The organism is Escherichia sp. MOD1-EC5189, from assembly GCF_002966045.1.
Lineage (GTDB): Bacteria > Pseudomonadota > Gammaproteobacteria > Enterobacterales > Enterobacteriaceae > Escherichia > Escherichia coli_F.
On sequence record NZ_PTRX01000001.1, the window covers coordinates 131,361 to 150,236 of the forward strand.

Here is an 18,876-nt window from a genome sequence, read left to right on the forward strand (position 1 = left end):
GTGTGGGCGCTAACTGCGGATGCTGATTTTCTGGCGCAGCGGGGGCAAGGACAGGTTGAACAGGTCTTTGCCAGAGCGGTAAATATCGCAATCCCGGTTCGCCAGCAGTTGCTAACGCTGCTTTGTGAAGAGTACGACAATGCGCCAAACAGTTGTCGGTTGGCACTCACTCACTTTGATGGTCTGTTCCGTCATGGTGATAAGGTTCAGTTTGATGATCAAGGTATTACGGTTGGTCAACATCTTCATATAGAGATGAGTCATTGCCAGCGTTGGCTGTCCCCAGCTTTGCAAATGACCGCTGAAAATTTTCACCTTATCGCCTGGCAACAGTGGCACGACATTATTCATCAACACCTGGGGGAAAATGAAACCCTGTTTAATTATTGTGGCGATAACCCGTTCTATCAGGCATTAAAAAAAGAATTACATATTAAACGACGGGCAGTTATTCAGGCCGTAAACGATAAACAAAATATCGCCTCAGCGGTCGTCAGTATGATGGGGTTAGGGATTGGCCTTACACCATCAGCCGATGATTATTTAACAGGCCTGGCGCTTATTTTATTTATTTCCGGGCATCCGGCGGGAAAATACAAAGAGGAATTTTATCTCGGTCTGCAACGCGGCAGAAATAATACCACGTTACTAAGTGCCATAACGCTGGAAGCCGCATTACAGCAACGTTGTCGGGAAAATATTCACCATTTTATTCACGACATTATTTATGGCATCCCTGGGAATTCAACCCAGGGAATAGAAAAAATTAAACATATTGGTTCCAGTTCCGGCTGCGACATGCTGTATGGCATGGCTGATGGTTGTGCGCTGAGCCAAACCTACGGAGGGAATTATGTCAGTTAAAATAGTCATTAAACCGAATACCTATTTTGATTCTGTCTCGCTGATGTCTATCTCCACACGTGCAAATAAACTCGACGGCGTCGAGCAGGCATTTGTGGCGATGGCGACCGAAATGAACAAAGGCGTTCTGAAGAATTTAGGGCTGCTGACGCCGGAGCTGGAACAGGCGAAAAACGGCGACCTGATGATTGTCATCAACGGCAAAGCGGGCGCGGACAACGAGCAGTTGCTGGTGGAGATTGAAGAGCTGTTCAACAGCAAAGCGCAAAGCGGCTCGCATGAAGCGCGTTACGCCACTATTGCCAGCGCTAAAAAGCATATCCCGGAAAGTAACCTGGCGGTGATTTCGGTTAACGGTCTGTTTGCCGCTCGCGAAGCACGTCAGGCGCTGCAAAACGATCTTAACGTGATGCTGTTTTCCGATAATGTCTCAGTTGAAGATGAACTGGCGCTCAAGCAACTGGCCCACGAAAAAGGGCTGCTGATGATGGGGCCAGACTGCGGCACGGCGATTATCAACGGCGCGGCGCTCTGCTTTGGTAACGCTGTGCGTCGCGGCAACATCGGTATTGTTGGCGCATCCGGCACCGGTAGCCAGGAGCTGAGCGTCCGCATTCATGAATTTGGCGGCGGCGTTTCGCAACTGATCGGTACCGGCGGGCGCGACCTGAGCGAGAAAATCGGCGGCCTGATGATGCTCGACGCCATCGGGATGCTGGAAAACGATCCGCAAACTGAAATCATTGTGCTTATCTCCAAACCGCCTGCGCCTGCGGTGGCCCGCAAAGTGCTGGAACGCGCACGTGCCTGCCGCAAGCCGGTGGTAGTCTGCTTCCTCGGTCGTGGCGAAACGCCAGTGGATGAGCAGGGGCTACAGTTTGCCCGCGGCAGTAAAGAGGCGGCATTGAAAGCGGTGATGCTCTGTGGCGTGAAACAAGAACATCTCGAGCTGCATACGCTGAACCAGCCGTTGACTGCGGATGTGCGGGCGCGTCTACAACCGCAGCAGAAATACATTCGTGGCCTGTTCTGCGGCGGCACGCTGTGTGACGAAACCATGTTCGCGGTGATGGAAAAACACGGCGATGTCTACAGCAATATCCAGCCCGATCCGGAATTCCGCCTGCAAGATATCAACCGCAGCATCAAACACACCTTCCTCGACTTTGGTGATGACGTCTTCACCAACGGCAAGCCGCATCCAATGATTGACCCCACCAACCGCATCAGCCGGTTGATCGAAGAAGCGCGCGATCCAGAAGTGGCGGTGATCGTGATGGATTTTGTGCTCGGATTTGGATCGCATGAAGATCCGGTCGGCTCCACCATCAATGCGATCAAAGAGGCGAAAGCGATCGCCGCTGCCGAAGGACGCGAGTTGATCATTCTCGCCTATGTGCTGGGTACCGATCTTGATACGCCATCATTAGAACAACAAAGCCAGATGCTGCTTGATGCCGGAGTGATTCTGGCGAGCAGTAGCACCAATACCGGATTGCTGGCGCGTGAATTTATCTGCAAAGGGGAGGAAGCCTGATGAGCCAGTCACTGTTTAGCCAACCGTTGAACGTTATTAACGTCGGCATCGCTATGTTTAGCGATGACCTGAAAAAGCAGTATGTAGAAGTGACCCAACTCGACTGGACGCCGCCGGGGCAGGGCAATATGCAGGTGGTGCAGGCGCTGGACAACATTGCCGATTCACCGCTGGCAGACAAAATCGCCGCCGCTAACCAGCAGGCGCTGGAACGCATTATCCAGTCGCATCCGGTACTGATTGGCTTTGATCAGGCGATTAACGTGGTGCCAGGCATGACGGTGAAAACCATTCTTCACGCCGGGCCGCCAGTGACCTGGGAAAAAATGTGCGGCGCGATGAAAGGCGCGGTCACCGGGGCGCTGGTGTTCGAAGGGCTGGCGAAAGATCTTGACGAGGCGGCTGAACTGGCGGCTTCCGGGGAGATCACTTTCTCGCCGTGCCACGAGCATGACTGCGTGGGTTCGATGGCGGGTGTTACCTCTGCCTCGATGTTTATGCACATCGTGAAAAACAAAACCTTCGGCAACATCGCTTACACCAATATGAGCGAGCAGATGGCGAAGATTTTGCGTATGGGTGCCAACGATCAGAGCGTGATTGACCGCCTCAACTGGATGCGCGATGTGCAGGGGCCAATGCTGCGTGACGCGATGAAAATTCTCGGTGAGATTGATCTGCGCTTGATGCTGGCGCAGGCGCTGCATATGGGCGATGAATGCCATAACCGCAATAACGCCGGGACGACGCTGCTGATTCAGGCGCTGACGCCGGGGATTATTCAGGCGGGTTATTCCGTCGAGCAACAGCGCGAAGTGTTTGAGTTTGTCGCCAGCAGCGACTACTTCTCCGGCCCGACGTGGATGGCGATGTGTAAAGCGGCGATGGATGCGGCGCACGGCATCGAATACAGCACCGTGGTGACCACGATGGCGCGTAATGGTGTCGAGTTCGGCCTGCGAGTCAGCGGCCTGCCGGGGCAGTGGTTTACCGGCCCGGCGCAACAGGTCATCGGCCCGATGTTTGCCGGTTATAAGCCGGAAGATTCGGGGCTGGATATTGGCGACAGCGCCATCACCGAAACCTACGGCATTGGTGGATTTGCTATGGCGACCGCGCCTGCAATCGTCGCGCTGGTGGGCGGTACGGTGGAAGAGGCTATCGATTTCTCCCGTCAGATGTGCGAAATCACTCTCGGCGAAAACCCCAACGTGACCATTCCGCTGCTCGGTTTTATGGGTGTGCCGACGGCAATCGACATCACCCGCGTGGGTAGCAGTGGCATTCTGCCGGTGATCAACACCGCCATTGCCCATAAAGATGCAGGCGTCGGCATGATTGGCGCGGGCATTGTGCATCCACCATTCGCCTGCTTCGAGAAAGCCATTCTTGGCTGGTGCGAACGTTACGGCGTCTGACTGACATGTTCATGCCGGATGTGGCGTGAACGCCTTATCCGGCCTACGAGTGGCACAAGAATCTGTAGGCCTGATAAGCGTAGCGCATCAGGCATTTGTCACCATTGCCGGATGCGGCGTGAACGCCTTATCCAGCCTACGAGTGGCGCAAGAATCTGTAGGCCTGATAAGCGTAGCGCATCAGGCATTTGTCACCATTGCCGGTTGCGGCGTGAACGCCTTATCCGGCCTACGAGTGGCGCAAGAATCTGTAGGCCTGATAAGCGTAGCGCATCAGGCATTTGTCACGATTGCCGGATGCGGCGTGAACGCCTTATCCGGTCTACGAATGGCTCAAGAATCTGTAGGCCTGATAAGCGTAGCGCATCAGGCAATTTGGCGTTGGTCATAACCCCATCACCCTCTGTAGCGGACATAACAACATGAAAGAACTTGTGGTCGTTGCCATTGGTGGCAACAGCATTATCAAAGATAACGCCAGCCAGTCGATTGAGCATCAGGCGGAGGCGGTGAAGGCCGTCGCCGATACGGTGCTGGAAATGCTGGCTTCCGATTACGACATTGTGCTGACCCACGGCAACGGGCCGCAGGTTGGGCTGGATCTACGCCGTGCGGAGATTGCCCACGAGCGCGAAGGGCTGCCCTTAACGCCGCTGGCGAACTGTGTGGCGGATACGCAAGGCGGCATTGGCTACTTGATCCAACAGGCGCTGAACAATCGGCTGGCGCGCCACGGCGAGAAAAAAGCCGTCACCGTGGTGACTCAGGTGGAAGTGGATAAAAACGATCCGGGATTTGCTCACCCCACCAAGCCCATTGGCGCATTCTTCAGTGAAAGCCAGCGTAACGAATTACAAAAGGCAAACCCTGACTGGCGTTTTGTTGAAGATGCCGGACGCGGCTATCGCCGCGTGGTCGCCTCGCCGGAACCGAAACGTATTGTCGAAGCACCTGCCATTAAAGCGCTGATCCAACAAGGGTTTGTGGTGATTGGTGCGGGCGGTGGCGGAATTCCGGTGGTGCGTACTGACGCGGGAGATTACCAAAGCGTGGACGCGGTTATCGACAAAGATCTCTCCACCGCGCTGCTGGCCCGCGAAATTCACGCCGACATTCTGGTGATCACCACCGGCGTGGAAAAAGTGTGTATTCACTTTGGCAAACCGCAGCAGCAGGCGCTCGATCGGGTGGATGTTGCCACCATGACCCGCTATATGCAGGAAGGGCATTTCCCGCCTGGCAGCATGTTGCCAAAAATCATCGCCAGCCTGACATTTTTAGAACAGGGCGGCAAAGAAGTGATTATCACCACGCCGGAATGCCTGCCCGCGGCGCTGCGTGGCGAGACGGGCACCCATATTATTAAAACGTAAGGACGTAAGATGAAAGAAAACAATAGCCGTCGTGAGTTTTTGAGCCAGAGCGGTAAGATGGTCACCGCCGCCGCGCTGTTTGGTACCTCTGTGCCGCTCGCCCATGCGGCAGTCTCTGGCACCACCCACTGCGACGCGAATAACACCATGAAAATCACTGACCCGCATTACTATCTCGATAACGTGCTGCTGGAAACCGGTTTTGACTATGAAAATGGCATGGCGGTGCAGACCCGCACGGCGCGCCAGACCGTGGAGATTCAGGACGGTAAAATTGTTGCGCTACATGAGAACAAGCAGCATCCGGACGCCACGCTGCCGCACTATGACGCTGGCGGTAAGCTGATGCTGCCCACCACCCGCGACATGCATATTCATCTCGACAAAACCTTTTACGGCGGGCCTTGGCGCTCGCTCAATCGCCCGGCAGGCACCACCATCCAGGACATGATCAAACTCGAGCAGAAAATGCTGCCGGAGTTACAACCGTACACGCAGGAGCGGGCGGAAAAACTGATCGAACTATTGCAGTCGAAAGGCACCACCATTGCCCGCAGTCACTGCAATATCGAACCGGTTTCCGGCCTGAAAAATCTGCAAAATTTGCAGGCGGTGCTGGCGCGACGTCAGGCGGGCTTCGAGTGTGAAATTGTCGCCTTCCCGCAGCACGGTTTGCTGCTGTCGAAATCGGAACCCTTGATGCGTGAAGCAATGCAGGCAGGCGCGCATTACGTCGGCGGGCTGGACCCGACCAGTGTTGATGGCGCGATGGAAAAATCCCTCGACACCATGTTCCAGATTGCGCTGGACTACGACAAAGGCGTCGATATTCATCTGCACGAAACCACTCCGGCGGGCGTGGCAGCCATCAATTATATGGTTGAAACAGTGGAGAAAACGCCGCAGCTAAAAGGCAAGCTGACCATCAGCCACGCCTTTGCGCTGGCTACCCTCAACGAGCAACAAGTAGATGAACTGGCGAACCGGATGGCGGCGCAGCAAATCTCGATCGCCTCGACGGTGCCGATTGGCACGTTGCATATGCCGCTCAAACAGCTGCACGACAAAGGCGTAAAAGTGATGACCGGCACCGACAGCGTTATCGACCACTGGTCGCCTTACGGCCTGGGCGACATGCTGGAAAAAGCCAATCTGTACGCGCAGCTCTATATTCGTCCTAACGAACAGAATTTGTCCCGCTCGCTGTTTTTAGCCACTGGTGATGTATTGCCGCTCAACGAAAAAGGCGAGCGCGTCTGGCCTAAAGCGCAGGATGACGCCAGCTTTGTGCTGGTGGACGCCTCCTGTTCCGCCGAGGCGGTGGCGCGTATCTCGCCGAGAACCGCAACGTTCCATAAAGGGCAACTGGTGTGGGGGAGTGTGGCAGGTTGATACGAATTTGAAACGCCTGCAACGGTGAATAGTAAGAGATTTAAGCCCCAGGGAGTGGGGCGGGAATGGTTTGTTAATGAATGATCCTGAACTTTATAATCTCCCGGCATAATTTCCAGGGGATTATTTGAGAGAAATACACAAAAGTGAGTTTTAACAAAGGTATTTATCAAGCCATAAATGTGACCTGCTTCGGATAAAAAAGATTAAACATAGAAAAACCAATGATCCTCTTGCTGATGGTTATCAACAGTAATTAAGATGTGATTTTTTTCCGTAATCGCGAAAATATTCTCATGACCATAAAAGAAAAAATCTCACAAAAATATCCCCATGCTTCCTTTTGTACTTTTGGCGATTCAGCAGCGTTGGCCGATCACCTCGCAACGTTGATTGCGACTGGTGTTAAAACAGCTTCCTGTGGTTCGCTGGCGGGATGTATTGAAGACAACGCATTTCCGATGATTGGTGAGTATAAGATTGTAGAAAATAGCCGTGGTGAGCCTGTATGTGTTATCAGAGTTATTGGCCTGCATTTACTGCGCTTTTCTGATGTCACCGCGGAGCTTGCCCGTAAGGAAGGTGAAGGTGACCTCAGTCTTGAATATTGGCGCAATGAACACCGTCGTTTTTTCCAGGCAGAAGGATGCTATTCACCCGAAATGGATGTTATCTTTGAAGAATATGCCCTTATTGACATTATGTAGATAACTATTTTTCTACGCGAAATAAGCTCACAAACATAAAGTATCGCTAATTTTGTTTATTTTGCTATTTTTTACGTGATGATTGTCACACTTATTGTTACTGCCCGTTTTGTCCATATTTATAACCAAATTTTTAATAGCTGCCTGAAATAGGGCTGTTTATTCTGCATAAAAATATTCGAAAATTCTTATTCTCTCCAGCGCGCTAATTTGGGCGAACACTTCCTGACTACCCTGCAATGAGGCTGAAATGATGAATAAACGTTTTGTTATCAATATGGTGTCTTCGCTGTTATTAGGCGCTGCGCTAATTTCTGCGCCGCTCCAGGCCGCGGAAAAAGTCGTGGTGAATATCTCTAAAGTCGATGGTATGCCGTGGTTTAATCGCATGGGCGAAGGTGTGGTCGAGGCGGGTAAAGCCTTTGGTGTTAATGCGTCACAGGTGGGGCCTTCAAGTACTGATGCTCCGCAACAGGTTAAAATCATTGAGGATTTAATCGCCCGTAAGGTTAACGCAATTACTATCGTGCCAAACGATGCCAACGTGCTGGAACCGGTATTCAAAAAAGCGCGAGATGCCGGAATTGTGGTTCTGACCAACGAATCCCCCGGTCAGCCAAGTGCTAACTGGGATATCGAAATCATTGATAACGAAAAATTTGCCGCTGAATATGTTGAACATATGGCGAAACGCATGGGTGGCAAGGGCGGCTATGTGATTTACGTGGGTAGTTTGACCGTGCCGCAGCATAACTTATGGGCTGACTTGCTGGTGAAATACCAGAAAGAGCATTACCCGGATATGCATGAAGTTACCCGCCGCATGCCGGTTGCCGAGAGTGTGGATGACTCACGTCGTACCACACTGGACCTGATGAAAACCTATCCTGACTTGAAAGCGGTTGTCTCCTTTGGTTCAAACGGTCCGATTGGCGCGGGACGTGCGGTGAAAGAGAAACGGGCGAAAAATAAAGTCGCAGTCTATGGCATGATGATCCCTTCACAGGCGGCATCACTGATTAAAAGTGGTGATATCACCGAAGGGATTACTTACGATCCGGCCTCTGCAGGTTACGCACTCGCGGCAGTTGCCAGCACGTTGCTGAAGGGTGAAGAGATCAAACCTGGATTAGAAATGGAGAATCTCGGTAAGGCCGACGTAGATATGGATAAGCGAATTATCCGTTTCCATAAGGTATTACTGGTCAACAAAGACAATATTGACTCACTTTATTAATCCATTTCTTCGGGGCGAAAGCCCCGATTCTTATTGCCAGGGGATGCTATGGAAACCTTCCTTTCCCTTCGTCATATCAACAAAACGTTTCATGCCACGCGAGCGCTGCGCGATGTTTCTCTCGACTTTATGTCGGGTGAGGTGCACTGCCTTGCCGGGCAAAACGGCTGTGGTAAATCGACGTTGATTAAAATTATGTCCGGTGTTTATCGCCCGGATGAGGGGGCGGAAATTACGCTTGGTGGGAAAAACTGGTCAAAGCTGACACCCGCCGCTTCGGTGGCGCAGGGGATTCAGGTGATTTATCAGGACCTCTCTTTATTTCCTAACCTGAGTGTCTGGGAGAATATCGCCGTGAATCACTATCACCACGGTCTGTTTGTTAACCGACGTCGTCTGCGTGAGGTGGCGCAGGCGGCAATGACCAGTATTAACGTCACATTGCCACTGGATACGCTCGTTTCTGAGCTTTCAATTGCCCGCTGTCAGCTGGTGGCAATTTGCCGTGCACTGGCGCAGGACGCACGGTTGATCGTGATGGATGAACCAACCGCTTCGCTGACCCATCAGGAAGTGCAAGGGTTATTACAGGTGGTGCATCAATTGCGGGAACGCGGGATTTGCGTGGTCTTCGTCAGTCATCGTCTGGAAGAGGTGATGGAAGTTTCCGACCGTATTTCAGTGTTGAAAGATGGTGAGCTGGTCGGGACCTTTCCAGCTGCAGAGATGACCACAAAACAACTCGGTTTCCTGATGACCGGCCAGGAGTTTGAATATCAGGTGCGAGAGTTGTGGCAGGGAAAATCCAGCACCCCGGTGCTGGAGGTGCGTAATTTAAGTCGTCATGGGGAATATCAAAATATTAACTTGCGGGTGGAAGCGGGCGAAGTGGTGTCGATTGTTGGCCTGCTTGGTGCGGGGCGCACGGAATTATGTCTGAGTCTGTTTGGTATGACCCGACCGGATGCTGGTGAGATCCTCATCAACGGTCAGCCGGTTACACTGCATAGTAACCAGGACGCCATCCGCCACGGTATTGGTTATGTTTCGGAAGATCGCATGTCGCGCGGTTTGGTGATGGCGCAATCTATTGAAGACAACATCATTAGCACTGTTTTTCACAAGGTAAAAGATCGCTTCGGCTTTCTGAGTGAAGCTAAAGTGCGTGACCTGGTGGACAGGCTAATTAAGGCATTGACCATCAAAGTCTCTGACCCACATCTCCCGGTGAATACGCTTTCCGGGGGTAACGCGCAGCGAGTATCGATCGCCAAATGGCTGGCGATTGGGCCACGACTGTTGATTCTCGATAGCCCGACTGTCGGTGTTGATATCGCCAACAAAGCAGGAATATACGGCATTATCAGCGATCTGGCGGCTCATGGCATTGCGGTATTGATGATCTGCGATGAAATTGAAGAAGCGTGGTATCAAAGCCACCGGATTTTGGTAATGCAAAAAGGTCAGATCACCCATAGCTTCCTGCCTGACAGCAGTTCTCAGGCCAGGATTGCGGAGGTGGTAAATGGCTGAACTGAAAAAACGTCATGAATTCTGGCTGGCATTACTGATTGTGGGGCTGTTTGTCGGCCTTGCCTGGCGCAGCGACGAGTTTCTGACATTCGGTAATTTGTACGATCTCGCCAATAACTATGCCATGTTGACTATTCTCGCCTGTGGTTTGTTTGTGGTGTTAATTTCCGGTGGAATTGATATTTCGTTTCCAGCAATGACCATCATTGCGCAATACGGCATGGTGCTGTTGCTACAAAAAATGGGTGGCAACTTTGCTGTCGCGTTTGCCCTGGCGGGCGGCATCGGCATTTTACTTGGCTTAATAAACGCCTTACTGGTTAATCGCCTACGGGTGCCTTCTATCATCATCACCATTTCGACGCTGAATATTTTCTATGGCCTGCTGTTATGGTTGAGTAAAGGTGTGTGGCTGTACGACTTTCCGCCGTGGTTTGAGCAGGGGGTAATGTTGTTCAAGTACACCGATGCTGACGGCTATGACTATGGCCTTGGTCTGCCGCTGATCGCCATGATTACGGTGGTGCTGCTAACAGCATTTATCATGAATTTCACCAGTGTGGGGCGCAAAATCTATGCCCTTGGTGGGAACCGTGAATCAGCCAGTCGCATCGGCTTTAGCGTGCTGAAACTGCAACTTTTCGTTTACGGCTATATGGGATTGATGTCTGGTGCTGCGGGTGTAGTGCAGTCGTGGACGGTGATGACTGTCGCCCCCGATTCTCTTCTGGGTTATGAGCTGACAGTACTGGCTGCGGTGGTGCTTGGCGGCACTAGTTTGCTCGGCGGGCGCGGCACGTTAACCGGTACTTTGCTCGGCGTGGTGTTGTTGGCAGTGATGCAAAACGGGCTAAATTTATTGGGAGTCTCGTCTTACTGGCAAACATTGATAACAGGCATCATCATCGTTGCCAGCATTAGCGCCACGGCGTGGAGTCAGCATCAGAACCGAAGTCTGCTATGAAAAAATCGTGGCGTAATAACGTTGAGTTTTACTTGATCGGCCTGCTGGTGCTAACTGTTGCCGCCTTCAGCATTACTATGCCGGAGATTTTCTGGTCGATAAGTAATTTCCAGTCCGTCGCTTCGCAAATGCCCGTGCTGGGCATTCTGGCGTTGGCTATGGCGGTGACCATGCTTTGCGGTGGCATTAACTTGTCAATTATTGCCACTGCTAACGCCTGTTCACTGGTGATGGCGTGGGTGGCGACTCAGTATCCACCGGGTATTGCTACGGTTGTCGCTACGCTGCTGGCGGGCGCTGGCGCGGCGGTGATAATCGGTTTATGTAACGGCGTATTGATTGCTGGTATTCGAGTGTCGCCAATTCTTGCAACGCTTGGGATGATGACGTTGCTCAAGGGGGTAAATATTCTGGTGACAGGCGGTAGCGCCATTGCCAATTATCCCTCATGGGTGCTGTGGTTGAATCATGCACAGTGGTTCGGTATTCCGCTACCGATGTGGTTGTTTACCGCAGTGGCGCTGGGGCTGTGGATATTGCTGGAGAAAACGCCGCTCGGTAAATCCATTTATCTGATTGGTTCTAACGAACGAGCAACACTTTACTCCGGTATTAACACTCGTCGGGTGCTGATATGGGTGTATGTCATTTCCGCCTTGCTTTGTGCGGTAGCGGCATTTTTGATGATGTCGAAACTCAACTCGGCTAAGGCCTCTTATGGCGAATCGTACTTGCTGGTGTCAATCCTCGCGGCAGTACTCGGCGGGGTTAATCCGGACGGTGGCAGCGGGCGGATAATCGGCATGGTGCTGGCGCTGTTTCTTCTGCAAATTATTGAAAGCGGCTTCAATATTCTCGGGATAAGCCCCTACCTGACGATGGCCTTATGGGGAACGTTGCTGCTCTGTTTCATTCAGGCTCGCGGCATGTTGGGGCTGGATCGGGTGGTTTAAATATTGGCTATATTCAATGGACGCGTTTTGCTGCGATGGCATTTCAGTCATCGCCAAATACATATAGCTAATCAGGAGTAAACACAATGAAGATCAAAGCTGTTGGTGCATATTCCGCTAAACAACCACTTGAACCGATGGATATCACCCGGCGTGAACCGGGACCGCATGATGTCAAAATTGAAATCGCTTACTGTGGCGTCTGCCATTCCGATATCCACCAGGTCCGTTCCGAGTGGGCGGGGACGGTTTATCCCTGCGTGCCGGGCCATGAAATTGTAGGGCGCGTGGTAGCCGTTGGTGATCAGGTAAAAAAACATGCACCGGGCGATTTGGTCGGTGTCGGCTGCATTGTCGACAGCTGTAAACATTGCGAAGAGTGTGAAGATGGGCTGGAAAACTACTGTGATCACATGACCGGCACCTATAACTCGCCGACGCCGGATGAACCGGGCCATACGCTGGGCGGCTACTCACAACAGATTGTCGTTCACGAGCGATATGTTCTGCGTATTCGTCACCCGCAAGCGCAACTGGCGGCGGTGGCGCCTTTATTGTGTGCAGGGATCACCACGTACTCGCCGCTGCGTCACTGGCAGGCCGGGCCGGGTAAAAAAGTGGGAGTGGTCGGCATTGGCGGTCTGGGGCATATGGGGATAAAGCTGGCCCACGCGATGGGGGCGCATGTAGTGGCGTTTACCACGTCTGAGTCAAAACGCGAAGCGGCAAAAGCCCTTGGGGCCGATGAAGTTGTTAACTCGCGCAATGCCGATGAGATGGCGGCTCATGTGAAGAGTTTCGATTTCATTTTGAATACCGTAGCTGCGCCACATAATCTCGATGATTTTACCACCTTGCTGAAGCGCGATGGCACCATGACCCTGGTTGGTGCGCCTGCGACACCGCATAAATCGCCGGAAGTTTTCAACCTGATCATGAAACGCCGTGCGATAGCCGGTTCTATGATTGGCGGCATTCCAGAAACTCAGGAGATGCTCGATTTTTGCGCCGAACATGGCATCGTGGCTGATATAGAGATGATTCGGGCCGATCAAATTAATGAAGCCTATGAGCGAATGCTACGTGGTGATGTGAAATATCGTTTTGTTATCGATAATCGCACACTAACAGACTGAAAAAATTAATAAATGCTCTATGATTTAACATATTAATTTCGCCCTCCACTTAACTTTTTAGTTAAGAAGGGCGAAATACTATCAAAGTAGCAGTAAAATCTATAACGTAAATTCAAATTGTTAAATTAATTCCCTCCAGTACACAATGCTGCATATATTAGTTATGAGCGATTTCTGATAGTGCCTGGTTTAATCAGGGCTTTATTATCTGCGACGTTTATTTTTATTTAAGAGAGATCGCAATGATACCATTAAAAGCGCCGCACAATAATTTGTTGCTATATACGAAACAAAGCGTACACAATACGTTTAAAAACAATCAGTTACCTGAAGATATCAGAAGTACACTGGTTTCTTGTGTCGATATATTCAAGGTTTTGATTAAACAATACTATGATTATCCTTATGATTGTCGTGATGATTTAGTCGATGATGATAAACTCATTTATCTCATGGCTGCCGTACGAGATTGCGAGTGGGCAGCCGACAATGCGCTTACCATAAATGTGCAGTTTAATGATTTCCCTGGAGTTTATGACTGGGTGGATTACCCTGATTACCCGATTAAGTTTGTTTTTCGGATACTTGAAAATCAAAAAGGGACCGTTTGGGTATATGATCAGGATGACGTGTTTCTTGATATTAAAGAGAATATCCATGCCGGACGCTTCACCGGACTTAAGAAATTAGTGCAGTTTATCGATTCAGTACGAACAGATTGCAAATGCATTCTTCTTGAGCACCATATGCCTTTGTTGAGACTTTTCCGTGAAGGGAAAGAATGTGAGCATGTAGAAAAATGGCTTCGCGAAATGTCGCGCATTCCAGATGCAGACGCACCTATTAAGCAGGCGCTTGCGTATGAATTATTATTGCACTTAAAAAATATTTACCCTGTTTTTCCTGAATCGCTAGTGATGTTATTGCTCTCCGTTCTGAACGTGAAAACATACAGAGATGATGCACGATTAAATCAATGGGTATCTAATAGAGTGCAGGAATTAGGTGACAAATATTATCCTGTAAATAAGCATGTTAAAATACGCTACACTCTTTAGTTTAGAAACTTTTCCATCTCCAATTTGTTATTCCATCAGAGAGTGAATCGCAAAGCGGGTAATCATTTCATCTGCTTATCTCTACGTCAAATGGCATTTACCCTCCTTTTTCGCCGATATTGTGTTGTGATCGGCGTCATGTTGCTTAAAAAGTGAACTTGTGCGAGTGTTTTATGAATGTGTTGGTTGACATTCATATGAAAAAAATCATAATTCCATCATGTTTGTGTGGGGTCTTTTCTGTATCTTACGCGTCGCACTCAAGCCTGACAGACAATATGCTGTAAGGCTCATATCACAAACCGCCATTAGCTCATCAGGAAGAGCAGACGACAACCAGGATTGTTGTATGGTACGGGGTTCGAGGCCTCGATGGCGGTCCAATTTTTCAAAACTCTTCTGAATCAGATCCTCTTATTATCATCCTTGCAGAGTGGATGGAGCATTGCCAGCTACTCACTGAAGCAGACAAATGAAAAAAGCCCACACAGGGGAGAGTGGGCTGAAATGGGAAGCTAAAGACTCAAGTAAACTTATCGGAAATAAGGACCACGCATTACGGGGGATATCATCGCCGATGAGCGGGATTCGGCAAATCAGGTTGATTACGTAGAGAGTAAATTATCTGCTCACCGCTGCGTTACTCCTTCGTAAATCAGGCGTAGCGCGAATACACCAATAATTGCACCAATAACCCGACTGGCAACGCGTTGCATACACCCATAAGCACGACGCACAGCGGGCAAAGAAAACGCCTGACTAAGAAAGACTCGCCAGATAATTGATGCGAACACAATTCCCGCCCAGGCCATTAAACGTGCCCAAGTTGGTGTTTCAGCATTTAACGTTACTGAGAAAATACTGATAAAAAATAAAACGGTCTGTGGATTAGAGAGATCGGTAATTAATCCACGGCGAAAAAAGACATACCAGGGGGCGCTAATCGGTTGTTGTAGTGTGCTTATTTGTGGTGTTGACTGGCGGCGCATGCTGCACCACGCAAACCATAAGAGATAAGCGCCGCCGACGATTCTGATAAGCGAAAAAATCTCCTCACACTGCGTAATGAGTGTCGCAAGACCATACAAACCCAACCCGGAATAAAACGCATCGCCCAGTGCCACGCCCAACCCGGTCAGCACTCCTGCGCGTCGACCGGAAGCCAGGCTGGTTTGCACCACCACAAAAAGATTGGCTCCCGGATTAAAAAAAGTCATCACGAACAGTCCTACGGTCAGGTAAACGGCGTGCAAGGGATCCATGTGATTTCATCCATAAATAAGTGAAGTAACTTCATCATATTTCTACAAAAAGTAATCGGATGCGAGAGAGATCACAAAGTGTCTTATTTCCGGTTACTGGCGTTTATGCCCTGACTGAACTAATTATTAATCAACCCAATAATATGGGTGGGTGATAGTTTGATAACAACTCTGGAGCCGTAATATGAAAATAATCTCTAAAATTTTAATCGGTGCGTTAGCGTTTGCCGTTACCAACGTTTATGCCGCAGAATTAATGACCAAAGCGGAATTTGAAAAAGTTGCATCGCAATATGAAAAAATAGGTGATATTTCAACCAGTAATGAAATGTCGACTGCAGATGCGAAAGAAGATCTGATCAAAAAAGCGGATGAAAAAGGGGCAGATGTGTTGGTGCTGACCTCTGGTCAAACTGACAATAAGATCCACGGCACGGCAAATATTTATAAGAAGAAATAATTCTGCACCCCATGTAAACATGCCCGATGCGTAAGTATATCGGTGATCATCTATTGAAATTTATGCCGGATAAAGCGTTAGCGCTGCATTCGGCATTTCAGTTTTTCAGCCGCCGCCAGAATGTCGTTCGGCTGATACCTAAATAATTGGCCGCGGCAGTTTTATCGCCATTAAATTTCTCCAGTGCCTGTTGTGGAGTCAGTAAGCGTGGAGCGGGAGTTTCCGCCGACTCGCGCGCCAGTTCCGGCAGTAGCAACTGCAAAAATTGCGGCGTTAAATCCGGCGTCGGTTCCACACTTAAAAATAGCGCCAGTCGTTCCATCATATTGCGCAGTTCACGAATATTTCCCGGCCAGTTGTAGCGCAACAGCACAGTTTCACTTGCCTGTAATCCCTGACGTAACGCGGAAGAAAACGGCGCAGTAAGTGCCGCCAGTGACACTTTCAAAAAGCTTTCCGCCAGCGGCAGAATATCCGCCACCCGCTCGCGTAGCGGCGGCAATTGCAGACGCAAAATACTCAGTCGATAAAACAGATCACGGCGAAAACGCCCTTGCTGCATATCCTCTTCGAGATTGCAGTGAGTGGCGCTAATAACCCGCACATCCACCGGAACAGGCTGATGCCCGCCGACGCGGGTGACCTCTTTTTCTTCCAGCACCCGCAGTAGCCGGGTCTGCAACGGCAGCGGCATTTCACCAATCTCGTCCAGAAACAGCGTACCGCCGTGGGCAATTTCGAACAGCCCGGCGCGGCCTCCGCGTCGCGAGCCGGTAAACGCTCCTTCCTCATAGCCAAACAGCTCCGCTTCCAGCAGAGATTCAGCAATCGCCCCGCAGTTGACGGCAACAAAAGGATGCGACTTTTTGCCCTGTCGCGCATCGTGGCGGGCAAAATATTCCCGATGAATCGCCTGGGCCGCCAGTTCTTTGCCCGTCCCCGTTTCCCCTTCAATCAACACCGCCGCACTGGAGCGGGCATACAGCAAAATAGTCTGCCGTACCTGTTCCATCTGTGGTGATTGACCGAGCATATCGCCCAGCACGTAACGAGTACGCAGGGCGTTGCGGGTGGCATCGTGAGTGTTATGGCGTAACGACATGCGCGTCATATCCAGCGCATCGCTAAATGCCTGGCGCACGGTGGCGGCAGAATAGATAAAAATTCCGGTCATTCCGGCCTCTTCTGCCAGATCGGTAATCAGCCCTGCGCCGACCACCGCTTCGGTGCCGTTGGCTTTCAACTCATTGATTTGCCCGCGGGCGTCTTCTTCGGTGATGTAGCTACGTTGGTCGAGGCGCAAATTAAAGGTCTTTTGAAACGCCACCAGCGCTGGAATGGTTTCCTGATAGGTGACAACGCCGATAGAAGAGGTGAGCTTTCCGGCTTTTGCCAGTGCCTGTAACACATCGTAGCCGCTCGGTTTAATCAAAATAACCGGCACTGACAGGCGACTTTTAAGATATGCGCCGTTAGAGCCAGCAGCGATGATGGCGTCGCACCGTTCGTTTGCCAGTTTTTTGCGGATATAGGTCACCGCTTTTTCAAAGCCAAGCTGAATAGGGGTGATATTCGCCAGGTGATCAAACTCGAGGCTGATATCGCGAAATAGCTCGAACAGCCGCGTTACAGATACCGTCCAGATAACCGGTTTGTCGTCATTCAGCCGTGGTGGATGTGCCATAGCGCACCGCAAAGTTAAGAAACCGAATATTGGGTTTAGTCTTGTTTCATAATTGTTGCAATGAAACGCAGTGAAACATTGCCTGAAACGTTAACTGAAACGCATATTTGCGGATCACTTCATGATTTTATCTCTAACAAATTGAAATTAAACATTTAATTTTATTCAGGCAATTGTGGCATACCCCTTGCTTTGTCTTTATCAACGCAAATAACAAGTTGATAACAAAGGATGGGCTATGTCTCTACACTCTCCAGGTAAAGCATTTCGCGCTGCACTGTCTAAAGAAAATCCATTGCAGATTGTCGGCACCATTAACGCCAACCATGCGCTGCTGGCGCAGCGTGCCGGATATCAGGCGATTTATCTCTCCGGCGGTGGTGTGGCGGCAGGTTCGCTGGGGTTGCCGGATCTCGGTATTTCTACTCTTGATGATGTGCTGACTGATATTCGCCGTATCACCGACGTCTGCTCGCTGCCGCTGCTGGTGGATGCGGATATCGGCTTTGGCTCTTCGGCTTTTAACGTTGCCCGCACTGTGAAATCGATGATTAAAGCCGGTGCGGCGGGCTTACATATTGAAGATCAGGTTGGAGCAAAACGCTGCGGTCATCGCCCGAACAAAGCGATCGTCTCGAAAGAAGAGATGGTGGATCGGATCCGCGCGGCGGTGGATGCGAAAACCGATCCTGATTTTGTGATCATGGCGCGCACCGATGCGCTGGCGGTTGAAGGGCTGGATGCGGCAATCGAGCGTGCGCAGGCCTATGTTGAAGCGGGTGCCGAGATGTTGTTCCCGGAAGCAATTACCGAACTCGCCATGTACCGCCAGTTTGCCGATGCGGTGCAGGTGCCAATCCTCGCCAACATTACTGAATTTGGTGCCACGCCGCTGTTTACCACCGACGAATTACGCAGCGCCCATGTCGCAATGGCGCTGTATCCCCTTTCTGCTTTCCGCGCAATGAACCGCGCCGCTGAACATGTCTACAACGTCCTGCGCCAGGAAGGCACGCAGAAAAGCGTCATCGACACCATGCAGACCCGCAACGAGCTGTATGAAAGCATCAACTACTACCAGTACGAAGAGAAGCTCGACGACCTGTTTGCCCGTAACCAGGCGAAATAAAAAACGCCCTTTGGTTGTATTCGACAACCGATGCCTGATGCGCCGCTGACGCGACTTATCAGGCCTACGGGGTGCACTGAACTGTAGGTCGGATAAAACGCATGACGTCGCATCCGACAACCGATGCCTGATGCGTCGCTGACGCGGCTTATCAGGCCTACGGGATGAA

The 18,876-nt window shown here is 50.7% G+C and carries 18 protein-coding genes and 1 pseudogene; 17 read left to right on the top strand and 2 right to left on the bottom strand.

What is annotated here, in order from left to right:
* The 15 genes and pseudogenes from ATB02_RS00705 (at position 1) to ATB02_RS26410 (ending at position 14,785) form a co-directional block, all read left to right on the top strand.
* On the top strand, positions 1-864 hold the full coding sequence (locus ATB02_RS00705; RefSeq protein WP_105270922.1) for a DUF2877 domain-containing protein: 864 nt from the start codon (positions 1-3) through the stop codon (positions 862-864).
* Positions 854-2,401 carry an acyl-CoA synthetase FdrA gene (gene fdrA, locus ATB02_RS00710; protein ID WP_032183365.1) on the top strand — a complete coding sequence of 516 codons (1,548 nt, stop codon included), beginning with the start codon at positions 854-856 and terminating at the stop codon, positions 2,399-2,401. The genes ATB02_RS00705 and fdrA overlap by 11 nt, the downstream gene beginning before the upstream one ends.
* On the top strand, positions 2,401-3,819 hold the full coding sequence (locus ATB02_RS00715; protein WP_032183367.1) for a DUF1116 domain-containing protein: 1,419 nt from the start codon (positions 2,401-2,403) through the stop codon (positions 3,817-3,819). The genes fdrA and ATB02_RS00715 overlap by 1 nt, the downstream gene beginning before the upstream one ends.
* A gap of 25 nt (positions 3,820-3,844) precedes the next feature.
* The gene (locus tag ATB02_RS00720; RefSeq protein WP_105270923.1) at positions 3,845-4,210 is read left to right on the top strand and encodes a hypothetical protein; all 366 of its coding nucleotides are present in this window, start codon (positions 3,845-3,847) and stop codon (positions 4,208-4,210) included.
* Between the two features lie 31 nt (positions 4,211-4,241).
* Positions 4,242-5,192, top strand: a complete 951-nt coding sequence (locus tag ATB02_RS00725; protein WP_105270924.1) for a carbamate kinase family protein — start codon at positions 4,242-4,244, stop codon at positions 5,190-5,192.
* 9 nt (positions 5,193-5,201) lie between these two features.
* The gene (locus ATB02_RS00730) at positions 5,202-6,584 is read left to right on the top strand and encodes an amidohydrolase family protein (RefSeq protein WP_105270925.1); all 1,383 of its coding nucleotides are present in this window, start codon (positions 5,202-5,204) and stop codon (positions 6,582-6,584) included.
* 296 nt (positions 6,585-6,880) lie between these two features.
* The gene (locus ATB02_RS00735) at positions 6,881-7,291 is read left to right on the top strand and encodes an ASCH domain-containing protein (RefSeq protein ID WP_123059819.1); all 411 of its coding nucleotides are present in this window, start codon (positions 6,881-6,883) and stop codon (positions 7,289-7,291) included.
* A 253-nt stretch (positions 7,292-7,544) separates the two neighbouring features.
* Complete coding sequence (locus ATB02_RS00740) at positions 7,545-8,528, top strand: autoinducer 2 ABC transporter substrate-binding protein (RefSeq protein WP_001042105.1); 984 nt, start codon at positions 7,545-7,547, stop codon at positions 8,526-8,528.
* Between the two features lie 48 nt (positions 8,529-8,576).
* Positions 8,577-10,061 (top strand): sugar ABC transporter ATP-binding protein, encoded by a 1,485-nt coding sequence (locus ATB02_RS00745; RefSeq protein WP_000447340.1) that lies wholly within the window; start codon positions 8,577-8,579, stop codon positions 10,059-10,061.
* Positions 10,054-11,025: an ABC transporter permease gene (locus tag ATB02_RS00750; protein ID WP_000818890.1), complete on the top strand. Its 972-nt coding sequence runs from the start codon at positions 10,054-10,056 to the stop codon at positions 11,023-11,025. Before ATB02_RS00745 ends, ATB02_RS00750 begins: the two co-directional genes overlap by 8 nt.
* Positions 11,022-11,978 carry an ABC transporter permease gene (locus ATB02_RS00755; RefSeq protein ID WP_000750346.1) on the top strand — a complete coding sequence of 319 codons (957 nt, stop codon included), beginning with the start codon at positions 11,022-11,024 and terminating at the stop codon, positions 11,976-11,978. Before ATB02_RS00750 ends, ATB02_RS00755 begins: the two co-directional genes overlap by 4 nt.
* Before the next feature lie 86 nt (positions 11,979-12,064).
* A complete protein-coding gene (gene yahK / locus ATB02_RS00760) occupies positions 12,065-13,114 on the top strand; it encodes an NADPH-dependent aldehyde reductase YahK (protein ID WP_105270926.1) in 1,050 nt (349 codons plus the stop codon).
* A 242-nt stretch (positions 13,115-13,356) separates the two neighbouring features.
* Positions 13,357-14,172 (top strand): hypothetical protein, encoded by an 816-nt coding sequence (locus ATB02_RS00765; RefSeq protein ID WP_001353421.1) that lies wholly within the window; start codon positions 13,357-13,359, stop codon positions 14,170-14,172.
* Positions 14,173-14,392: 220 nt separating this feature from the next.
* A complete protein-coding gene (locus ATB02_RS27040) occupies positions 14,393-14,575 on the top strand; it encodes a hypothetical protein (protein WP_446718955.1) in 183 nt (60 codons plus the stop codon).
* Positions 14,545-14,785 (top strand): annotated as a pseudogene (locus ATB02_RS26410) (hypothetical protein). The gene ATB02_RS27040 and the pseudogene ATB02_RS26410 overlap by 31 nt, the downstream one beginning before the upstream one ends.
* 16 nt (positions 14,786-14,801) lie before the next feature.
* Here ATB02_RS26410 and ATB02_RS00770 read toward each other — a convergent pair.
* On the bottom strand, positions 14,802-15,434 hold the full coding sequence (locus ATB02_RS00770; RefSeq protein ID WP_105270927.1) for a LysE family transporter: 633 nt from the start codon (positions 15,432-15,434) through the stop codon (positions 14,802-14,804).
* Between the two features lie 184 nt (positions 15,435-15,618).
* Between ATB02_RS00770 and yahO the strand changes: the two genes are divergently transcribed.
* The gene (yahO, locus tag ATB02_RS00775) at positions 15,619-15,894 is read left to right on the top strand and encodes a DUF1471 family periplasmic protein YahO (protein ID WP_105270928.1); all 276 of its coding nucleotides are present in this window, start codon (positions 15,619-15,621) and stop codon (positions 15,892-15,894) included.
* A 97-nt stretch (positions 15,895-15,991) separates the two neighbouring features.
* On the opposite strand, the gene prpR is transcribed toward yahO, so the two are convergent.
* A complete protein-coding gene (gene prpR / locus ATB02_RS00780; protein ID WP_105270929.1) occupies positions 15,992-17,578 on the bottom strand; it encodes a propionate catabolism operon regulatory protein PrpR in 1,587 nt (528 codons plus the stop codon).
* A gap of 238 nt (positions 17,579-17,816) precedes the next feature.
* On the opposite strand from prpR, the gene prpB reads away from it, so the two are divergent.
* Positions 17,817-18,707, top strand: coding sequence for a methylisocitrate lyase (gene prpB / locus ATB02_RS00785; protein WP_000052170.1), 891 nt, complete (start codon positions 17,817-17,819; stop codon positions 18,705-18,707).
* The last annotated feature ends 169 nt before the right edge of the window (positions 18,708-18,876 follow it).